Origin of the sequence: Streptomyces sp. NPDC101227, from assembly GCF_044767545.1 — a bacterium.
Lineage (GTDB): Bacteria > Actinomycetota > Actinomycetes > Streptomycetales > Streptomycetaceae > Streptomyces.
This window is the reverse complement of record NZ_JBIWOD010000015.1, coordinates 131,855-147,883: the sequence shown is the minus strand read 5'-3', so window position 1 is coordinate 147,883 and position 16,029 is coordinate 131,855. Positions and strand designations below refer to the sequence as shown.

Here is a 16,029-nt window from a genome sequence, read left to right as displayed (position 1 = left end):
CTTTCGCTGTGCCCACACGGCCTCTTCCGGCCTGCGGCGTCTTCCTTACCGCATGATGTGCCCTGCGCATTCCCCGGTGAAACCGAAAATGAACGCCGCCGCATACCCGGGGGCCGTAGGCACCGCGAAACGGTGGCGGCGACCTGCGGCGGAATGTTGGGGTCGCCCCCCGACAAACGGCCGGTAGAGTCCAAAAGCGTGCATCTCAAGAGTCTGACCCTGCGAGGCTTCAAGTCCTTCGCATCCGCCACAACGCTGCGGTTCGAGCCCGGCATCACCTGCGTCGTGGGACCGAACGGTTCCGGCAAGTCGAATGTCGTGGACGCGTTGTCCTGGGTCATGGGCGAGCAGGGTGCCAAGTCGCTGCGCGGCGGCAAGATGGAGGACGTCATCTTCGCCGGCACGACCGGCCGGCCGCCGCTGGGCCGCGCCGAGGTCTCGCTCACCATCGACAATTCCGATGGTGCACTGCCCATCGAATACGCCGAAGTCACCATTACCCGGATCATGTTCCGTAATGGCGGCAGCGAGTACCAGATCAACGGCGACACCTGCCGGCTGCTCGATATCCAGGAACTCCTTTCCGACTCCGGCATCGGACGCGAGATGCATGTCATCGTCGGACAGGGACAGCTCGACTCCGTACTGCACGCCGACCCGATGGGCCGAAGGGGCTTCATCGAAGAAGCGGCCGGCGTCCTCAAGCACCGCAAGCGCAAGGAGAAGGCGCTGCGCAAGCTGGACGCGATGAAGGCCAATCTCGCCCGCGTCCAGGATCTGACCGACGAGCTGCGCCGCCAGCTCAAGCCCCTGGGGCGGCAGGCCGCGGTCGCCCGCCGGGCCGCCGTCATCCAGGCGGACCTGCGCGACGCCCGGCTGCGGCTGCTCGCCGACGACCTCATGACCCTGCGCCGCGCGCTGCGCGCCGAGATCGAGGACGAGGCCGCACTCAAGGAACGCAAGGAGGCCGCCGAGACCCAGCTGCGCACCGCGCAGCAGCGCGAGGCGGTGCTCGAGGCGGAGGTACGGGCGCTGACGCCGCGGGTACAGCGCGCCCAGCAGACCTGGTACGAGCTGTCGCAGCTCGCCGAGCGGGTACGCGGGACGGTCTCGCTGGCCGAGGCGCGGGTCAAGAGCGCCTCGGCGGCCCCGCCGGACGAACGGCAGGGACGCGACCCGGAGGACATGGAGCGCGAGGCCGCCCGGATCCGCGAGCAGGAGGCGGAGTTGGCCGCCGCGCTGGAGGCGGCGAGCCGGGCGCTGGAGGACACCGTCGAGCACCGCGCCGAACTGGAGCGCCAGTTGGCGGACGAGGAACGCCGGCTGCGCGATGTCGCCCGTGCCATCGCCGACCGCCGCGAGGGGCTCGCCCGGCTCAGCGGACAGGTCACCGCGGCGCGCGGCCGGGCGGCCTCGGCGCGGGCGGAGATCGGCCGGCTCGCCGAGGCGCGGGACGGCGCCCAGGAACGGGCGGCCGCGGCCCAGGAGGCGTACGAGCGGCTCCAGGCCGAGGTCGACGGCCTGGACGCGGACGACGAAGAGCTCGGGGAGGCGTACGAGGCGGCCCGCCGGGAGCTGGCGTCGGCGGAGAGCGAGCTGACCGCCGCACGCGAGGCGCTGACCGCCGCCGAACGGGCGCGCGCCGCGACCTCCGCCCGGCACGACGCGCTGGCACTCGGGCTGCGCCGCAAGGACGGCACGGGCGCGCTGCTGGCCGCCGCCGACCGGCTCACCGGTCTGCTCGGCCCCGCGGCGGAACTGCTGACCGTCACCCCCGGCTTCGAGGTCCCGGTGGCGGCGGCCCTCGGCGCGGCCGCGGACGCCGTCGCCGTCACGGGCCCGGCCGCCGCCGCCGAGGCCATCCGGCTGCTGCGCAAGGAGGACGCGGGGCGGGCGGCGATGGTGCTGGGCGGGGGCGAGGGGGCGGGTGTTCCGGGGGGCGTGGCTGAGGACGTTGCCGAGGACGCCGCTGAGGGTGCGTACGCGGCGGCGGGCGCGGCCGGTACGGCGGCCGGCCGGGTGCCGGGGCCCGCGCGGGCGGGTGGCGAGGAGACACCGGACGGTACGGGTGCGCCTCGTGGGGCGATCGGCCGGCAGGGTGCGAGCGGGGACGACGGGGTCGGTGCGGTCGTGGGGGCCGACATGGCCGAGGGGGTCGGAGCGCTGCGGGCGAGCGACGGGACGGCTGGTGAGGCCGGCAGGTCTGGTGGGGCTGAAGGGGCGCATGGGCTCGGTGGGGCCAGCGAGGCGGTGACGGCACCCGTCGGTGTCGCGGCCGGCGAGGTCGGCGCCGCCGTGCCCGCGCCCGCCGCGCCACGGGTACCCGGTCCTCGTTCAGAGCCCGTACGGGCCGATCAACTCGTGAGCGGGCCAGAGGAGTTGACGGCCGCGGTGGCGCGGCTGCTGCGGGATGTGGTGGTGGTCGGCACGCTGGAGGACGCCGAGGCCCTGGTGGCGGCGCGGCCCGGGCTGATCGCGGTCACGGGGGAGGGGGACCTCCTGGGGGCGCACTCCGCGCAGGGCGGCTCCGCCGGGGCGCCGAGTCTGCTGGAGGTGCAGGCGTCCGTCGACGAGGCGGCCGCCGAGCTGGAGCACCTGGAGACGCGTTGCGAGGAGCTGGCGGCGGCGCAGCGGACCGCGAAGGAGCGGCGCGGCGAGTGTGCGGCGCTCGTCGAGGAACTGGGCGAGCGGCGGCGCGCGGCGGACCGGGAGAAGTCGAAGGTCGCGGGGGATCTGGGGCGGCTCGGCGGGCAGGCGCGGGCGGCCGCGGGCGAGGCGGAGCGAGCCGCGGCGGCGGCCGCCAAGGCGGAGGAGGCGCTGCTGCGGGCCACGGAGGAGGCCGAGGAGCTGGCCGAACGGCTGGCGGTGGCGGAGGAGGACCCGGGCGCGGGTGACGAGGAGCCCGATACCTCCGTACGGGACCGGCTGGCCGCGGACGGAGCCAACGCCCGTCAGACGGAAATGGAGGCCCGGCTTCAGGCGCGCACCCATGAGGAGCGGGTGAAGGCGCTGGCCGGGCGGGCGGATTCCCTGGACCGGGGGGCGCGCGCCGAGCGGGAGGCGCGGGCGCGGGCCGAACAGCGGCGCGCCCGGCTGCGCCACGAGGCGGCGGTGGCCTCGGCGGTCGCCTCCGGTGCGCGGCAGCTGCTGGCGCATGTCGAGGTGTCGGTCGTACGGGCCGAGGAGGAGCGCGCGGCCGCCGAGCGGGCCAAGGCCGAACGGGAAGTGGCGCTGGTGGCCGAGCGCGAGCGGGGCCGGGAGCTGAAGTCGGAGCTGGACAAGCTGACGGACTCGGTGCACCGCGGCGAGGTGCTGGGAGCGGAGAAACGGCTGCGGATCGAGCAGCTGGAGACCCGCTCGCTGGAGGAACTGGGTGTGGAACCGGCCGCTCTGATCTCGGAGTACGGCCCCGATCAGCCCGTACCGCCGTCGCCGCCGGCTCAGGGCGAGGTGCTGCCGGAGGACCCGGAGCATCCCCGCAATCAGCCGGTGCCGTACGTACGGTCCGACCAGGAGAAGCGGCTCAGGGCCGCCGAGCGGGCGTATCAGCAGCTCGGGAAGGTGAACCCCCTGGCGCTGGAGGAGTTCGCGGCGCTGGAGGAGCGGCACCAGTTCCTCAGCGAGCAGCTTGAAGACTTGAAGAAGACCCGGGCCGACCTGCTGCGGGTGATCAAGGAGGTCGACGAGCGGGTCGAGCAGGTCTTCACCGAGGCCTTCCACGACACGGCCCGGGAGTTCGAGGGGGTCTTTGCGCGGCTCTTCCCCGGCGGCGAGGGCCGGCTGGTGCTGACCGATCCCGAGGACATGCTGGCGACCGGGGTGGATGTGGAGGCGCGGCCGCCGGGCAAGAAGGTCAAGCGCCTGTCGCTGCTCTCGGGCGGCGAGCGGTCGCTGACGGCCGTGGCGCTGCTGGTGTCGATCTTCAAGGCGCGGCCCAGCCCGTTCTATGTGATGGACGAGGTCGAGGCGGCGCTGGACGACACCAATCTGCAGCGACTGATCCGGATCATGGAGGAACTCCAGGAGAGTTCCCAGCTGATCGTGATCACCCATCAGAAGCGGACGATGGAGGTCGCGGACGCGCTTTACGGCGTATCGATGCAGGGCGACGGCGTTTCGAAGGTCATCAGCCAACGGCTGCGCTGATCCCGGCCGGGGCGGAGCTGTCCGGCTCGGCCCGGGGCTGCGCTGACCTCCGGCAGGCGACGGATCTGTCCCGACTGGGCTCGACCCTGGCTGGGGCTGGGCTGCTGGGCTGCTGGGGTCGGCGGTCGCGCTGTATCCGGTGGGCTCTGGCGAGCGGATCTGGATCTGGATGTGGATGCGGATGCTTCCTGGTGCATTGCGCGCGCCGGCGGCGCAGTTGGTGCGTCGCGCAGTGAGTGCGCACCGCAGGCATTTCGCCACGGCTGTGCGACCTGGATGCCTTCGCCTCGCCTTGCCCTTGCCGCCTCCTCATATTACGGCAACGATTACGCAGGGTGATTTCGTTCCCGTGAATCGCAACAGGGAGTGATTGAGAGGTGTGGGGGCTCCCGGCTGTCCGTGGGGGTGCCGCTGCTTGTTGCGCCTCGAGGGCTCCTGGTGGGCCCCTCCCTGTCCATTCTCTTCAGAACTTGAACGAAGAGCGCTGAGAGGTGTCGGAGAACCTGCCGGGAAACGAATTCGTCACGGCCTATTGACTTCGAAACTTGAAGGCATAGTCTCTGCAACGTTGCTTTTACCTTCAAGTGGTGGGTACCCCCAACCTATGCGCCACTGGAAGGGCCAGCCCCCGATGCCCGGCAGCGCAGCCGGGCCACTGGAGTTCACGTTGACCAGCACCGCGCAGCCAAAGGTCCCGGAAGGCCGCAAGGCACACCCGGACCATCTCGGCCATGTCATCTTCATCACGGCGGCTGCCGCGATGGGCGGCTTCCTCTTCGGTTATGACAGCTCCGTCATCAATGGTGCCGTCGAGGCGATCCGCAGCCGCTACGACGTCGGATCGGCCGTTCTTGCCCAGGTGATCGCCGTCGCCCTGATCGGCTGCGCCATCGGCGCCGCGACCGCGGGCCGGATCGCCGACCGGATAGGCCGTATCCGGGTGATGCAGATCGCCGCGACGCTGTTCACCATCAGCGCGGTCGGCTCCGCCCTGCCGTTCGCCCTCTGGGACCTGGCGTTCTGGCGGGTCATCGGCGGCTTCGCGATCGGTATGGCCTCGGTCATCGGCCCGGCCTACATCGCCGAGGTCTCGCCGTCCGCCTACCGCGGTCGGCTCGGCGCCTTCCAGCAGGCCGCGATCGTCATCGGCATCGCCGTCTCGCAGCTGGTCAACTGGGGCATCCTCAACCTCGCCGGCGGCGACCAGCGCGGCACCATCGGCGGCCTGGAGGCCTGGCAGTGGATGCTCGGCGTGATGGTGGTGCCGGCCGTCCTCTACGGTCTGCTCTCCTTCGCGATCCCCGAGTCGCCGCGCTACCTGATCTCCGTCGGCAAGATCTCCCGCGCCAAGGAGGTGCTGTCCGAGGTCGAGGGCCACGCCGTCAACCTCGACACCCGGGTCGTGGAGATCCAGGACGCGATGCGCCGCGAGCACAAGTCGAGCTTCAAGGACCTGCTCGGCAGCAAGATGGGCTTCCTGCCGATCGTCTGGGTCGGCATCGGGCTCTCGGTCTTCCAGCAGCTGGTCGGCATCAACGTCGCCTTCTACTACTCCTCGACGCTGTGGCAGTCGGTCGGCGTCGACCCGAGCAGCTCGTTCTTCTACAGCTTCACCACCTCCATCATCAACATCATCGGCACCGTGATCGCGATGATCTTCGTCGACCGGATCGGCCGCCGCCCGCTGGCGCTGATCGGTTCGGCCGGTATGGCCATCGCGCTGGCCCTGGAGGCCTGGGCCTTCTCCGCCAAGACCGCGGCCGGCACCCTGCCGGCCACCGAAGGCACCGTGGCCCTGATCGCCGCGCATGTCTTCGTGCTCTTCTTCGCGCTCTCCTGGGGCGTCGTGGTCTGGGTCTTCCTCGGCGAGATGTTCCCGAACAAGATCCGCGCCGCCGCGCTGGGCGTCGCCGCCTGCGCGCAGTGGATCGCCAACTGGGCCATCACCGCCAGCTTCCCGAGCCTGGCGGACTGGAACCTCTCGGGTACGTACGTGATCTACACCGTCTTCGCTCTGCTCTCGATCCCCTTCGTGCTCCGGTACGTCAAGGAGACCAAGGGCAAGGCGTTGGAGGAGATGGGCTAACCCCCCCCGCCAGTCCTCTCCTCTTGTGGCTGCTGCCCCGGCTCACCCGAGCCGGGGCAGCACCGTTTTCCGCGGTACCGGAGGGGGCTACGGCAGGAGCGGGCTGCCCTCGGGTATCTCCACCCAGCGTCGCGGGAGGCCGTCCACCGCAGGCACGTCCGTGACCGGCAGTCCCGCCATGGCGGAGGCGTAGGCCAGCACGGGGGCGCCGCGCATGTCCTTCGGCAGGCCCCAGTCCCAGAAGCGGTACAGCCAGTGTGCGTCGGAGGAGTCGGCGCCGTGCGTCGGCAGGCCGATCTCCTCGGTGAGCTCCGTGCGCCCGTCGCGGGAGAACGTGCCGAAGGTGCCTCCCTTGGGATTGAAGAAGACGCCGTAGGCGGCCGTGCCGGGGGAGAGGGCATCGAGGACCGAGCCCATGCTGAGCAGATACGACGAGAGCTGGACCAGCACGCATCCGCCCGCCACACCCGTCACTCCGACCTGGCGTTCGGCCTCGTCGAAGTCGTAGGGATCGAAGCCGTCCGGGCCCGTGCCGTAGGGGCCCGGATCCGCGTCCGGCCCCGGCGCCGGACAGTTGCGCGGGTCGCCGCCCAGGCGCCGTATCGCCTCCTCCTCGTCGATGCCGGGAACGAAAGCGACCGCCAGGCCAAAGGTGTCCACGTCCCTGAACGCGGCCATCCGGTCATCGGCCTCCTGCTGGGCGGCGCGCTCGGCGGCCGTCAGTGGTACCGCTCCCGGCAGGCCGGCGAACAGTGGCGCCATGGCCGTCGTCAGGGCCAGCCGGCCCGGCGACCGGCCGCCGATCTGAGGGCTCCAGGCATCGGCGCCGGCCGCCAGCAACAGCGCGGCGTTCGCCTCGGCGCCGCGGGTGACGGCCTTCCACAAGGCGGTGTGGCCCTCGCTGTCCCGGGCGTCCACATCGGGCACCCGCGCGATGAGTTCGGCGACGATCTCGGGCGGGCTCCAGGCGGCGGCCAGATGCAGCGGCGTTGCGTGCGAGTCGAGCCCCGTGGCGGCCGGATCGGCGCCGTTCGCCAGGCGGGCCCGGACCAGCTCCGCGTCCCGCCAGTCGTTGCGGGCCATACCCTCCCAATCGCCGCGCGGCCGGTCGGAGGGTGGCGGGTCCTCATCCCCGGTGGGGCTCTCTTCCCTGGCGGGACCTCCTTCCCTGGCGGTACCCCCTTCCTCGGACGGGTCCGCTTCCCGGGGCTGGGCCAGGATGCCGTACGGCCCCAGGCTCCCGGCGAGGAATCCCCCCGGCTCCGCACCCGCCGCCGCAGGGGCGGGCGGCTCCGCGTCCGGCCAGATCTCCAGCGCATCGCCGGCCGCCGCCCGCAGCGCCGCCGCATCGATGTCCGTACCGGTCTCGGGCACCTGCTCATCCGGCCATGCGACGACCAGCCGAGCCGGCCCCGCGGGCGGCAACTGTGAGAAATGGAGCTCCAGTTGGTAGTGGAAGGCCCCGCCGGTGCCGCTGATCAGCCGCAGGGTGGGGCGGGCCGGCCCGCCCGCGGGCGAGGGCGCATCGCCGTCGAGCGTGGTGACCTTGCGCCCGTCGCCCAGTGACAGGCCCACGCGCAGACCCCCGGTGCCCGGACCGTCGTCGTACGACGGGTCCCGCGGCCGGATCCGCCGCAGAAAGATCCCCAGCCGCATCGTCACCGACCCCGGCCAGACCTCCCACCCGGTGAGCATGATCCGTACGTACGGACCCGCGCCGACCTCCGCGGCCTGCGGCAGCTGGGCCGGTACGAACCATTGGTCGGGCGGGAAGCCCTCGTCCTCGCCCGGCACGTAGGCGCTCAACGCCATGGCCCCGGCCGGGGGTTCGGGCGACGCATCACCGGCGATCGGTCCGTCGAAGAAGTTCATGTGACAGATAGTGACACCCGCCACTGACAACGCCGCCCCGCCCGGCGATCGCCGCAGGTCAGGCCCTAGGTCAGACCGTTGCACCGCCCGCCGCCACGGCCTCGAGGCGCGGCAGCACCCGCTCCGCGAAGAGATGCAGCGAACGCCAGCCCTCGTCGACCGGCATCCCCCCGCACAGCGGATGCAGAATCAACGACCCCTGCGCGCCCGCCTCCTGGGCCAGCCGTACGCATTCCTCCGGTGTGACGATCCGGTAGACGCCCTCCTCGCGGAGCGCCTTGGCGTCCGTCGCGGCCGAGCGCACCGCCGAGCGGATACCGGCGGACTGCCAGGAGGCGTAGGTCCGCGCCTCGTGCAGCAGATGCCCTCCGTACGCGTCCCAGGTGCGGTCCGGGTCCTCGGAGACGTGGAGCAGGCAGGTCTGCTCGGGCGGCTGCATCACCCAGCCCTCGGTGCCGTACTCGGCGCGCCGCTCCTCGTAGTACGCCGCCAGCTCCGGGAGATGGGCGCTGGGGAAGAGGGGAAGCCCCAGGCGGGCGGCGCGCCGGGCCGCGGCCCGCGAGCTGCCGCCGATCAGGAGGAGGGGATGCGGCTGGGTATAGGGGCGCGGGGTGACGCGGACGGTGCGCCCCTGATAGGTGAACGGTTCGCCGGTCCAGGCGGCGAGCAGCGTCTCCAGTACCTCGTCCTGGAGCGCGCCGCGGCCCTGCCAGTCCTTGCCGTGCGCCGCGTACTCCGCCTCCCGGTAGCCGAGTCCGGCGACGGTCATCAGCCGGCCGCCGCTGAGCAGGTCGAGCACGGCGATGTCCTCGGCCAGCCGCAGCGGGTCGTGGAGCGGGGTGATCATGGCGGAGACGGTGACGCCGATGCGGCGGGTGGCGCCGAAGACGGCGCCGGCGAAGGTGAGCGGGGAGGGCATCCAGCCGTTGGTGGTGGCGTGGTGCTCCTCGGTCTGGATCATGGTCAGGCCGCGGTCGTCGGCGAAGGCGGCCATCTCGACGGCGGCGCGGTAGCGGGCGGAGAGCGCCTCGGGGGTGGGTGAAGGGTCGACGAGGTTGAAGCGCAGGACCGTGATGGGCGTGGCAGCAGACATGACGACGTCCCCTTCGCCGGGCGGTGGGCGAAGGGGACGCTAGCTGACGTTACGTCAGATCACCAGGGCGCGGGACCCGCGACCCGGCCGGCGGTCGTTGGTCAGCGGACCCCGGCCGGCTGCGGGGCGTCGTCGGCGGCCCGCTCGGACGCGTCGGCCGGGATCTTCTCCTTGGCCGCCGGCAGCACCGCGAAGACCGCCGCGGATATCGCGATCGTGGCGGCCCAGCCCAGGCCGTTCTCGCCGACCCAGGTGGTGGCCAGCGGGCCGGTGAACCACTGGACCTTGGTGAAGCACAGGCCCGCGGCCAGCGCGACGGACCAGGCGGTCATGGCCTGCCAGCAGAAGCCGCCGGCGTACCAGTAGCGGCTGGTGGGGCCGGTGTTCATCAGGCTGTCCGCGTCGTAGCGCACCGCCTTCTTGCGGCGTCGCGCCATGTCGATGCCGTACACGCCGATCCACGCGGAGAACGAGACCGCGAGCAGCGTCAGGAAGGCGATGAACTGGCCGATGAAGTCCTTGGCCACCAGCATCATGAACAGGCCACCGACCAGGCTGATGACGGCGTTGATGCTGACCGCCAGGGCGCGCGGCAGCTTGACGCCCATCGTCTGGGCGGTGAAGCCCGCGGAGTACATCGACAGGCTGTTGATCAGCACCATCCCGACCAGCGCGGTGACCAGGTACGGGATCGCGAGCCAGGTCGGCAGGATGGTGCCCAGGAACGACATCGGGTCGGTGTTCTGACCGGCCAGCTTCGGGCTGGAGACGGCCATCACGCCGCCCATCAGCACCATCGGCACCATCACCAGGGCCGCACCGGAGACGGTCGTACCGGCGATCTTCTTGCCGGAGACGGAGTGCGGGAGGTAGCGGGCGAAGTCGGGGCCGGTGGGGACCCAGCTGATGCCGCCGGCCGCGATCGTGCCGATGCCGGCGATCACCATGGCGGTGGTGCCGGCCTTCTTGGCGAAGATCGCGTCCCAGTCCATCGTGGCGATCAGATAGACCAGCACCATGATGCTGAACAGGCCGAACAGGTACGTCGAGTACTTGTTGCAGACGTTCAGCGCCTTCCGGCCCATGCCGCTGACCAGGTACGTGACGGCCACGAAGGCGAGCAGGGTGACGACGATCAGGACGTTGTTGCTCTTGATGCCGAAGCACAGGTCGAGCACGGTCAGCACGGCGTAGGCGCCGGTGACGGCGTTGATCGTTTCCCAGCCGAAGCGGGCGACCCACAAGATCGCGCCGGGGAAGTAGTTGCCGCGGACGCCGAAGGCGGCCCGGGAGAGCAGTGCACCGGGGGCGCCGCCCCACTTCCCGGAGACCGACAGCACGCCGACCATGCCGAAGGCGACGGTGGCGGCGACCGCGGCGACCAGCAGGACCTGCCAGAAGTTCAGCCCGTTGTTGACCACCAGGGAGGCGCCCATGGTGAGCAACAGCACGCTGATGTTGGCGGCGACCCAGGTGGGAAAGAGTTCGCGGACGCGACCCTGGCGTTCGTTGTCGGGGACGGGCTCGATGCCCCGGGTTTCGACGGCGCCTTCGTTCTCGGGAGTGGCGGGGGACGTGGTGCTGGTGCCCATAGGTGCGGTGTCTCCGTGCGGGGGATCTGGGGCACCCCCGGGGGAGGAGGTGCAGGCAGCGGCTGTGGTACCTGGCCGGAATTTGGCTGCCAGGACTCTACGCGCGTTGAGTGGCCGTGGACCATCGTACTTTGAACCAACTTCTACTCGTACATACCTTTGGATCCCCCGACAAGGGTGAGCGTCACATGCCCTCGTCGGAGTATCCATTCCCACACCGCTGATCAGGCCCGGGACGGTGCGGGCCGCCGCTGGCTGACGCGGTGGTCGGCCCGCCGCAGCAGCTCCTGCGGATCGTCGACCGGCGGCGAGATCCATGTCTCGTTGATGGCGCGCTTCAGCTCCTTCTCGAAGCCTTCCGGGCCCCGCCGCAGCGCCCGGCCGAAGCCGGCGGTGGCCACCGCGCCGGCCGCGCCGAGATCCAGACAGGTGGTGTACGGGTCGGGCGCGAAGCCGACGCCCGGCAGCCCGAGCAGATCGGCCGCGGCGTTGTGGCCCGCCACCTTGCCCAGCGGCGTGGCGTGCTGGCAGCTCTGCGGCACCGGATGACCGCCCTCGGCCGCGGCCGCCGCGGTGTCCCCGGCCGCGTAGACATCGCCCACGCCCCGCACCCGCAACCGGGCGTCCACGGCGAGCCGCCCCAGCTCGTCCCGTGGCGCGGGGATCTGCGCGGTCAGCTCGCTCGCCCGCATCCCCGCGGTCCACACGGCCGTACGGGCGGGCAGCGCGCTGCCGTCCGAGAGGCGGACCTCGCCCGCGTCCAGCCCGGTCACGGTGACCCCGAGACGGCGTTCGACACCCAGCTCGTCCAGCGCCCGGATGATCACCGGTCGGGCCTCCTCGCCCAGCCCCTCCCCGACGGCCGCCGCGCGCTCGACGAGGGTCACCCGCACCTCGTTCTCCGTGCCGTAGGGGGCCGCCCCGGCGCGCAGCCGGCCGACCAGCTCGGTGGCGATCTCCAGCCCGGTGAACCCGGCGCCGACCACCACCGCGCTCCAGCGGCCCGGCCCGGCCGGCCCGCTGGGCAGGGCCCGCAGATGGTCCTCCAGCTTCACCGCGGCGGCCAGCGTGTCGATGTCGTGCAGCAGCGCGGCACCGGGCAGACCGGGCCGCACCACCGCGCTCCCGGTGGCCAGGATCAGCCGCCGGTAGCCCACCTGGATACGGGTGCCGTCGGCGGCGGTCGCGCCGACCCGGTGGCGCTCGGTGTCGATGCCGGTCGCGGTGGCGGCGATCCGGTGGACGCCGACCGGGCCCAGCACCCGGTCGAGCGGTATGCGGAAGCCGGCCGGGTCGGCCTGGTAGAGGCGCGGGCGGAGGGTCAGGTCGGGGAGCGGGGTGAGCAGGGCGACCGTGGCGCCGGCGGCTTCGGGGTGCTCGGCGGCGCGGGAGCGCAGCAGGCGGGTCGCCGCGGCGGCGCTCCAGAGTCCGGCGAAGCCGCCGCCCAAAACCAGGACATCAAACATCCAGATTCCCCTTCCAGTGCTCCGCGGGCGGATCCCGGGAGGTGAATCCGGATATTACACATCCAGAATTGATCCCGGATGCGAGACATCCAGAATTCAGGACTGCCGGGCGTACGGAGGCCGGTTGCCGCACGTCCGCAGCCGCACCCCGAGGCCCGCAATCCGGTCCGGCGCGTGCAGTCCCCACCGGCGGGACGTGACTGATACTGGAGGGGTTATGGAAACCGTCATCCTTGCCGTAGTCATCGCCGTGGTCGTGCTCGCCGCGATCAGCGGGCTCGTCGTCAGCGGCCGCAAGAAGAAGCAGCTGCCGCCGTCCCCGCCGGCTGCCTCTTCCGCGCCCTCCACCCCCTCCGTCACCGCGCCCCCCGCTGAACCACACGTCGGTGAGGAGGCCGAAACCCCCCGCGACGAAGAACGTCGCACCATCGAAGAAGTCGGGCTGCCCGAGGCCGAGGCGGAGGCCGCCGCCCCGGCCGCCGAGCCCGAGGCACCCGCGGCACCGGCCGTCGAGGTCCCTGAGCCGACCGCCGGCCGCCTGGTCCGGCTGCGCGCCCGGCTCTCCCGCTCCCAGAACACCCTGGGCAAGGGCCTGCTGACCCTGCTCTCCCGCGAACACCTCGACGAGGACACCTGGGAGGAGATCGAGGACACCCTGCTGACCGCCGACGTCGGCGTCACCCCCACCCAGGAACTCGTCGACCGCCTCCGCGAGCGCGTCAAGGTCCTGGGCACCCGCACCCCCGAGGACCTGCGCGCGCTGCTGCGCGAGGAACTGCTCACCCTCATCGGCACCGAAGCCGACCGCACCGTGCACACCGACAACGGCATCGGCAACGGCGGCGAGGAGATCCCCGGCATCGTGATGGTCGTCGGCGTCAACGGCACCGGCAAGACCACCACCACCGGCAAGCTCGCCCGCGTCCTGGTCGCCGACGGCAAGTCCGTGGTCCTCGGCGCCGCCGACACCTTCCGTGCCGCCGCCACCGACCAGCTGCAGACCTGGGGCGAGCGGGTCGGCGCCCGTACCGTCCGCGGTCCCGAGAACGGCGACCCCGCCTCGGTCGCCTTCGACGCGGTCAAGGAAGGCATCGCCGAGGGCGCTGACGTCGTCCTGATCGACACCGCCGGCCGGCTGCACACCAAGACCGGCCTGATGGACGAGCTCGGCAAGGTCAAGCGGGTCGTCGAGAAGCACGGCCCGGTCGGCGAGGTGCTCCTCGTACTGGACGCCACCACCGGGCAGAACGGCCTGGTGCAGGCTCGCGTGTTCGCCGAGGTCGTCGACATCACCGGCGTGGTCCTCACCAAGCTCGACGGCACCGCCAAGGGCGGCATCATCGTCGCCGTCCAGCGCGAGCTCGGCGTACCGGTCAAGCTGGTCGGCCTGGGCGAGGGCGCGGACGACCTCGCGCCGTTCGAGCCCGAGGCGTTCGTCGACGCGCTGATCGACTGACGCACTCGCCAGGGCGCCTGCCCCCGGCTGTCATCGGCCCCCGGACCTCCACACGGCGGTTCACCGGGGGCCGACGTCTGTCCGCGCCCACCCGGCCCCCAGTACACCGCCGTAATACGCCGTCGCCCACGCGGCCGCCGCGCCATGCTCGGATCATGACGAGGTACCTCGCCGCCCCGGCTCGCACCGGCGCGGAACGGCTGCCCGACGGGCGACCGCTGGGCTGGGCCGAGTGGGGCCCGGCACACGGCATACCGGTACTGCTCTCCCCGGGCGCCGCCACCGGCCGCCGCCTGGGATTCGGCCCGGAGGCCGTCGGCAGGCTCGGGGCCCGGCTGATCAGCCTGGACCGGCCCGGTCTGGGCGCCTCCTCGCCCGCGCCCCGGCGCACCCTCGCCGACTTCGCCACCGGCATCGGGGACTTCGCCGCGCTGCGCGGCCTGCACCGGCCCGCCATGGTCGGCACCTCACAAGGCGCCCCGTTCGCCCCGGCCTGCGCCGCGAGCGAGGCGACCGGCGCGCCGGCGGTGGTCGCCGCCGCGGACGAGGTCGCCGCACCCCGCTTCGCCGACGCACTGCCCGGCCCGCTGCGGCGGCTCGTCGATCTCGCGGTCGCCGACCCGGGCGCCGTCGGGCAGACCTTCGCCGGATTCACGCCGGAGGCCATGTGGGACATGGCGATGGCCGGCAGCCCGCCCAGCGACCTCGCCGTCTACCAGGAGCCCGCGTTCGCCGCCGCCTACCGGCAGGCGCTGGAGGAGGCCTTCGCCCAGGGACCGCACGGGTACGCACGGGACACCGCGCCGGCCATGGGCCGGTGGGACATCGGCCTCTCCTCGATCAGGATCCCGGTGGATTTGTGGTACGGCGAGGAGGACGCCGGCCACTCACCGGACCGGGGAGCGGGCCTGGCCCGCAGCGTCCCCGGCGCCGTCCGGCACCTAGTCCCGGGGATCGGGGGCGCGGTGCTGTGGACCCACGCCGACGCCGTCCTCCACGCTCCTCGGCCGCACCGGGCGACGCGGCCGGACGGCGCGCCGTAACGCCGCCGCGCCGCAACGAGGCCGCACCGTAACGCCGCCGTCCCAGGCGGCCGGTCAGGCGCACACCCGGGCGCAGAGATACGCCAGGGTTCCCACCACCAGCCGCGCCTGCGGCGGCCGGTCCGCCGAGTCCAGGGCCGGCGGGCGCAGCCAGCGCATCGGGCCGTGCCCGCCGAAGTCGGACGGCGGCGCGGTGATGTGGTCGCCGTCGCCCAGCGGGCGCAGGTCGAGATCGGCGTCGTCCCAGCCCGTGCGGTAGAGGAGGCCCGGCAGACCGGCGGCCGCGCCCGGGGCGACGAAGAACAGGGCGCGGCCGGTCGGGGTGGCGGCCACCGGGCCCAGCGGCAGCCCCATCCGCTCCAGCCGGGCCAGCGCGCCGCGGCCCGCCGCCTCCGGGACGTCGAGGATGTCGAACGACCGGCCCACCGGCAGGAGCACGGCGGCGCCCGGCGTCCGGGCCCAGGCCGCCGCGGCCTCCTCCAGCGTCGCCCCGGCCGCCACCTCCTTGCCGAAGTCCAGCGGATGAGCCCCGGGGGAGGGGCAGTCGGCGACGCCGCACGAACAGTCCGTGCGGCCGCTGCCGGAGCGCGCCGCGCGGGCGCCGGGAACGACGTCCCAGCCCCACAGTCCCGTGTACTCCGCCACCGCCGTGATCTCGGACGAGCGGGCGCGGCGCCGCGAGCCGGACCGAATCTCCCGGATGCCGCCGATCGTGAAGCCCATGCCCCCTCCAACGGGTGCTGCGTGCCTGTGGTTACGAGCCGGTGAACCGCCGGACAGACCTCCAACTGCCGTGCCGTACCGTGCCGTCGACGGTCGGCCGTGCCGGTGGTGCGACGCGGCGTGGCGCGGAGTGGCGTGCGTGCGCCGGGTGGTGCGGTACGGGCCGCACTCCCTTCTGCGCTCCGTTCCACCAGATCCCTTTCGACCCCTGTCAAGTCAATCGTGAGAGCCCGCCGGGCAGTTCATTCGAAGGGGTGGCGAATGGTGGCGTTTCCGCAATCGCCCTCGCGGGGGGCGTGATCGTAGGATTACTTTCAGTGCACGAACCCCGGAGAGGCATGATTCGCACGGGTATGCCGATGGCAACGCACCGGTCGGGCACGGGCCAAGAGGTGTGGCCGTAAGGCGTGATCGGGTAGATGTACGCGGGCAGGCGTCGCAACGGGCGGCGTCCTGTGAAGGGTTCGCACCAAGCACCGGGTAACGATCGGGATGGGGGCTACCAAGTGGCCGGCAACGGCGGCACGGGCGGCACCGACGCCGTCAAACGAC

At 72.4% G+C, this 16,029-nt stretch carries 9 protein-coding genes; 4 read left to right on the top strand and 5 right to left on the bottom strand.

Annotated elements, in window-relative coordinates; genetic code table 11:
• Positions 1-198 precede the first annotated feature (198 nt).
• Together ACIRPT_RS29860 and ACIRPT_RS29855 are read left to right on the top strand one after the other, a co-directional pair.
• Complete coding sequence (locus ACIRPT_RS29860) at positions 199-4,146, top strand: AAA family ATPase (protein WP_403832654.1); 3,948 nt, start codon at positions 199-201, stop codon at positions 4,144-4,146.
• Positions 4,147-4,813: 667 nt separating this feature from the next.
• Positions 4,814-6,232, top strand: a complete 1,419-nt coding sequence (locus ACIRPT_RS29855) for a sugar porter family MFS transporter (protein ID WP_403512648.1) — start codon at positions 4,814-4,816, stop codon at positions 6,230-6,232.
• A gap of 87 nt (positions 6,233-6,319) precedes the next feature.
• On the opposite strand, the gene ACIRPT_RS29850 is transcribed toward ACIRPT_RS29855, so the two are convergent.
• The 4 genes from ACIRPT_RS29850 to ACIRPT_RS29835 form a co-directional block, all read right to left on the bottom strand.
• Positions 6,320-8,104 (bottom strand): ankyrin repeat domain-containing protein, encoded by a 1,785-nt coding sequence (locus tag ACIRPT_RS29850; RefSeq protein ID WP_403832651.1) that lies wholly within the window; start codon positions 8,102-8,104, stop codon positions 6,320-6,322.
• Positions 8,105-8,174: 70 nt separating this feature from the next.
• Positions 8,175-9,197 (bottom strand): LLM class flavin-dependent oxidoreductase, encoded by a 1,023-nt coding sequence (locus ACIRPT_RS29845; RefSeq protein ID WP_403832649.1) that lies wholly within the window; start codon positions 9,195-9,197, stop codon positions 8,175-8,177.
• A gap of 101 nt (positions 9,198-9,298) precedes the next feature.
• Positions 9,299-10,789, bottom strand: a complete 1,491-nt coding sequence (locus tag ACIRPT_RS29840; protein WP_403832646.1) for a purine-cytosine permease family protein — start codon at positions 10,787-10,789, stop codon at positions 9,299-9,301.
• Positions 10,790-11,013: 224 nt separating this feature from the next.
• Positions 11,014-12,255: an NAD(P)/FAD-dependent oxidoreductase gene (locus tag ACIRPT_RS29835; protein ID WP_403832643.1), complete on the bottom strand. Its 1,242-nt coding sequence runs from the start codon at positions 12,253-12,255 to the stop codon at positions 11,014-11,016.
• Between the two features lie 217 nt (positions 12,256-12,472).
• Here ACIRPT_RS29835 and ftsY point away from each other — a divergent pair, with 217 nt between their 5' ends.
• Both ftsY and ACIRPT_RS29825 read left to right on the top strand, forming a co-directional pair.
• Positions 12,473-13,711 (top strand): signal recognition particle-docking protein FtsY, encoded by a 1,239-nt coding sequence (gene ftsY / locus ACIRPT_RS29830; protein ID WP_403832640.1) that lies wholly within the window; start codon positions 12,473-12,475, stop codon positions 13,709-13,711.
• Between the two features lie 155 nt (positions 13,712-13,866).
• The gene (locus ACIRPT_RS29825; protein WP_403832638.1) at positions 13,867-14,754 is read left to right on the top strand and encodes an alpha/beta fold hydrolase; all 888 of its coding nucleotides are present in this window, start codon (positions 13,867-13,869) and stop codon (positions 14,752-14,754) included.
• 54 nt (positions 14,755-14,808) lie between these two features.
• On the opposite strand, the gene ACIRPT_RS29820 is transcribed toward ACIRPT_RS29825, so the two are convergent.
• Positions 14,809-15,477 (bottom strand): bifunctional DNA primase/polymerase, encoded by a 669-nt coding sequence (locus ACIRPT_RS29820; protein WP_403512666.1) that lies wholly within the window; start codon positions 15,475-15,477, stop codon positions 14,809-14,811.
• Between the last annotated feature and the right edge of the window lie 552 nt (positions 15,478-16,029).

What these genes read in the sequence shown, in the direction of transcription:
- ftsY (WP_403832640.1), top strand. Translation starts at nt 12,473, where the DNA reads ATGGAAACCGTCATCCTTGCCGTAGTCATCGCCGTGGTCGTGCTCGCC.
- ACIRPT_RS29845 (WP_403832649.1), bottom strand. Translation starts at nt 9,197, where the DNA reads ATGTCTGCTGCCACGCCCATCACGGTCCTGCGCTTCAACCTCGTCGAC.
- ACIRPT_RS29825 (WP_403832638.1), top strand. Translation starts at nt 13,867, where the DNA reads ATGACGAGGTACCTCGCCGCCCCGGCTCGCACCGGCGCGGAACGGCTG.
- ACIRPT_RS29840 (WP_403832646.1), bottom strand. Translation starts at nt 10,789, where the DNA reads ATGGGCACCAGCACCACGTCCCCCGCCACTCCCGAGAACGAAGGCGCC.
- ACIRPT_RS29820 (WP_403512666.1), bottom strand. Translation starts at nt 15,477, where the DNA reads ATGGGCTTCACGATCGGCGGCATCCGGGAGATTCGGTCCGGCTCGCGG.
- ACIRPT_RS29850 (WP_403832651.1), bottom strand. Translation starts at nt 8,104, where the DNA reads ATGAACTTCTTCGACGGACCGATCGCCGGTGATGCGTCGCCCGAACCC.
- ACIRPT_RS29835 (WP_403832643.1), bottom strand. Translation starts at nt 12,255, where the DNA reads ATGTTTGATGTCCTGGTTTTGGGCGGCGGCTTCGCCGGACTCTGGAGC.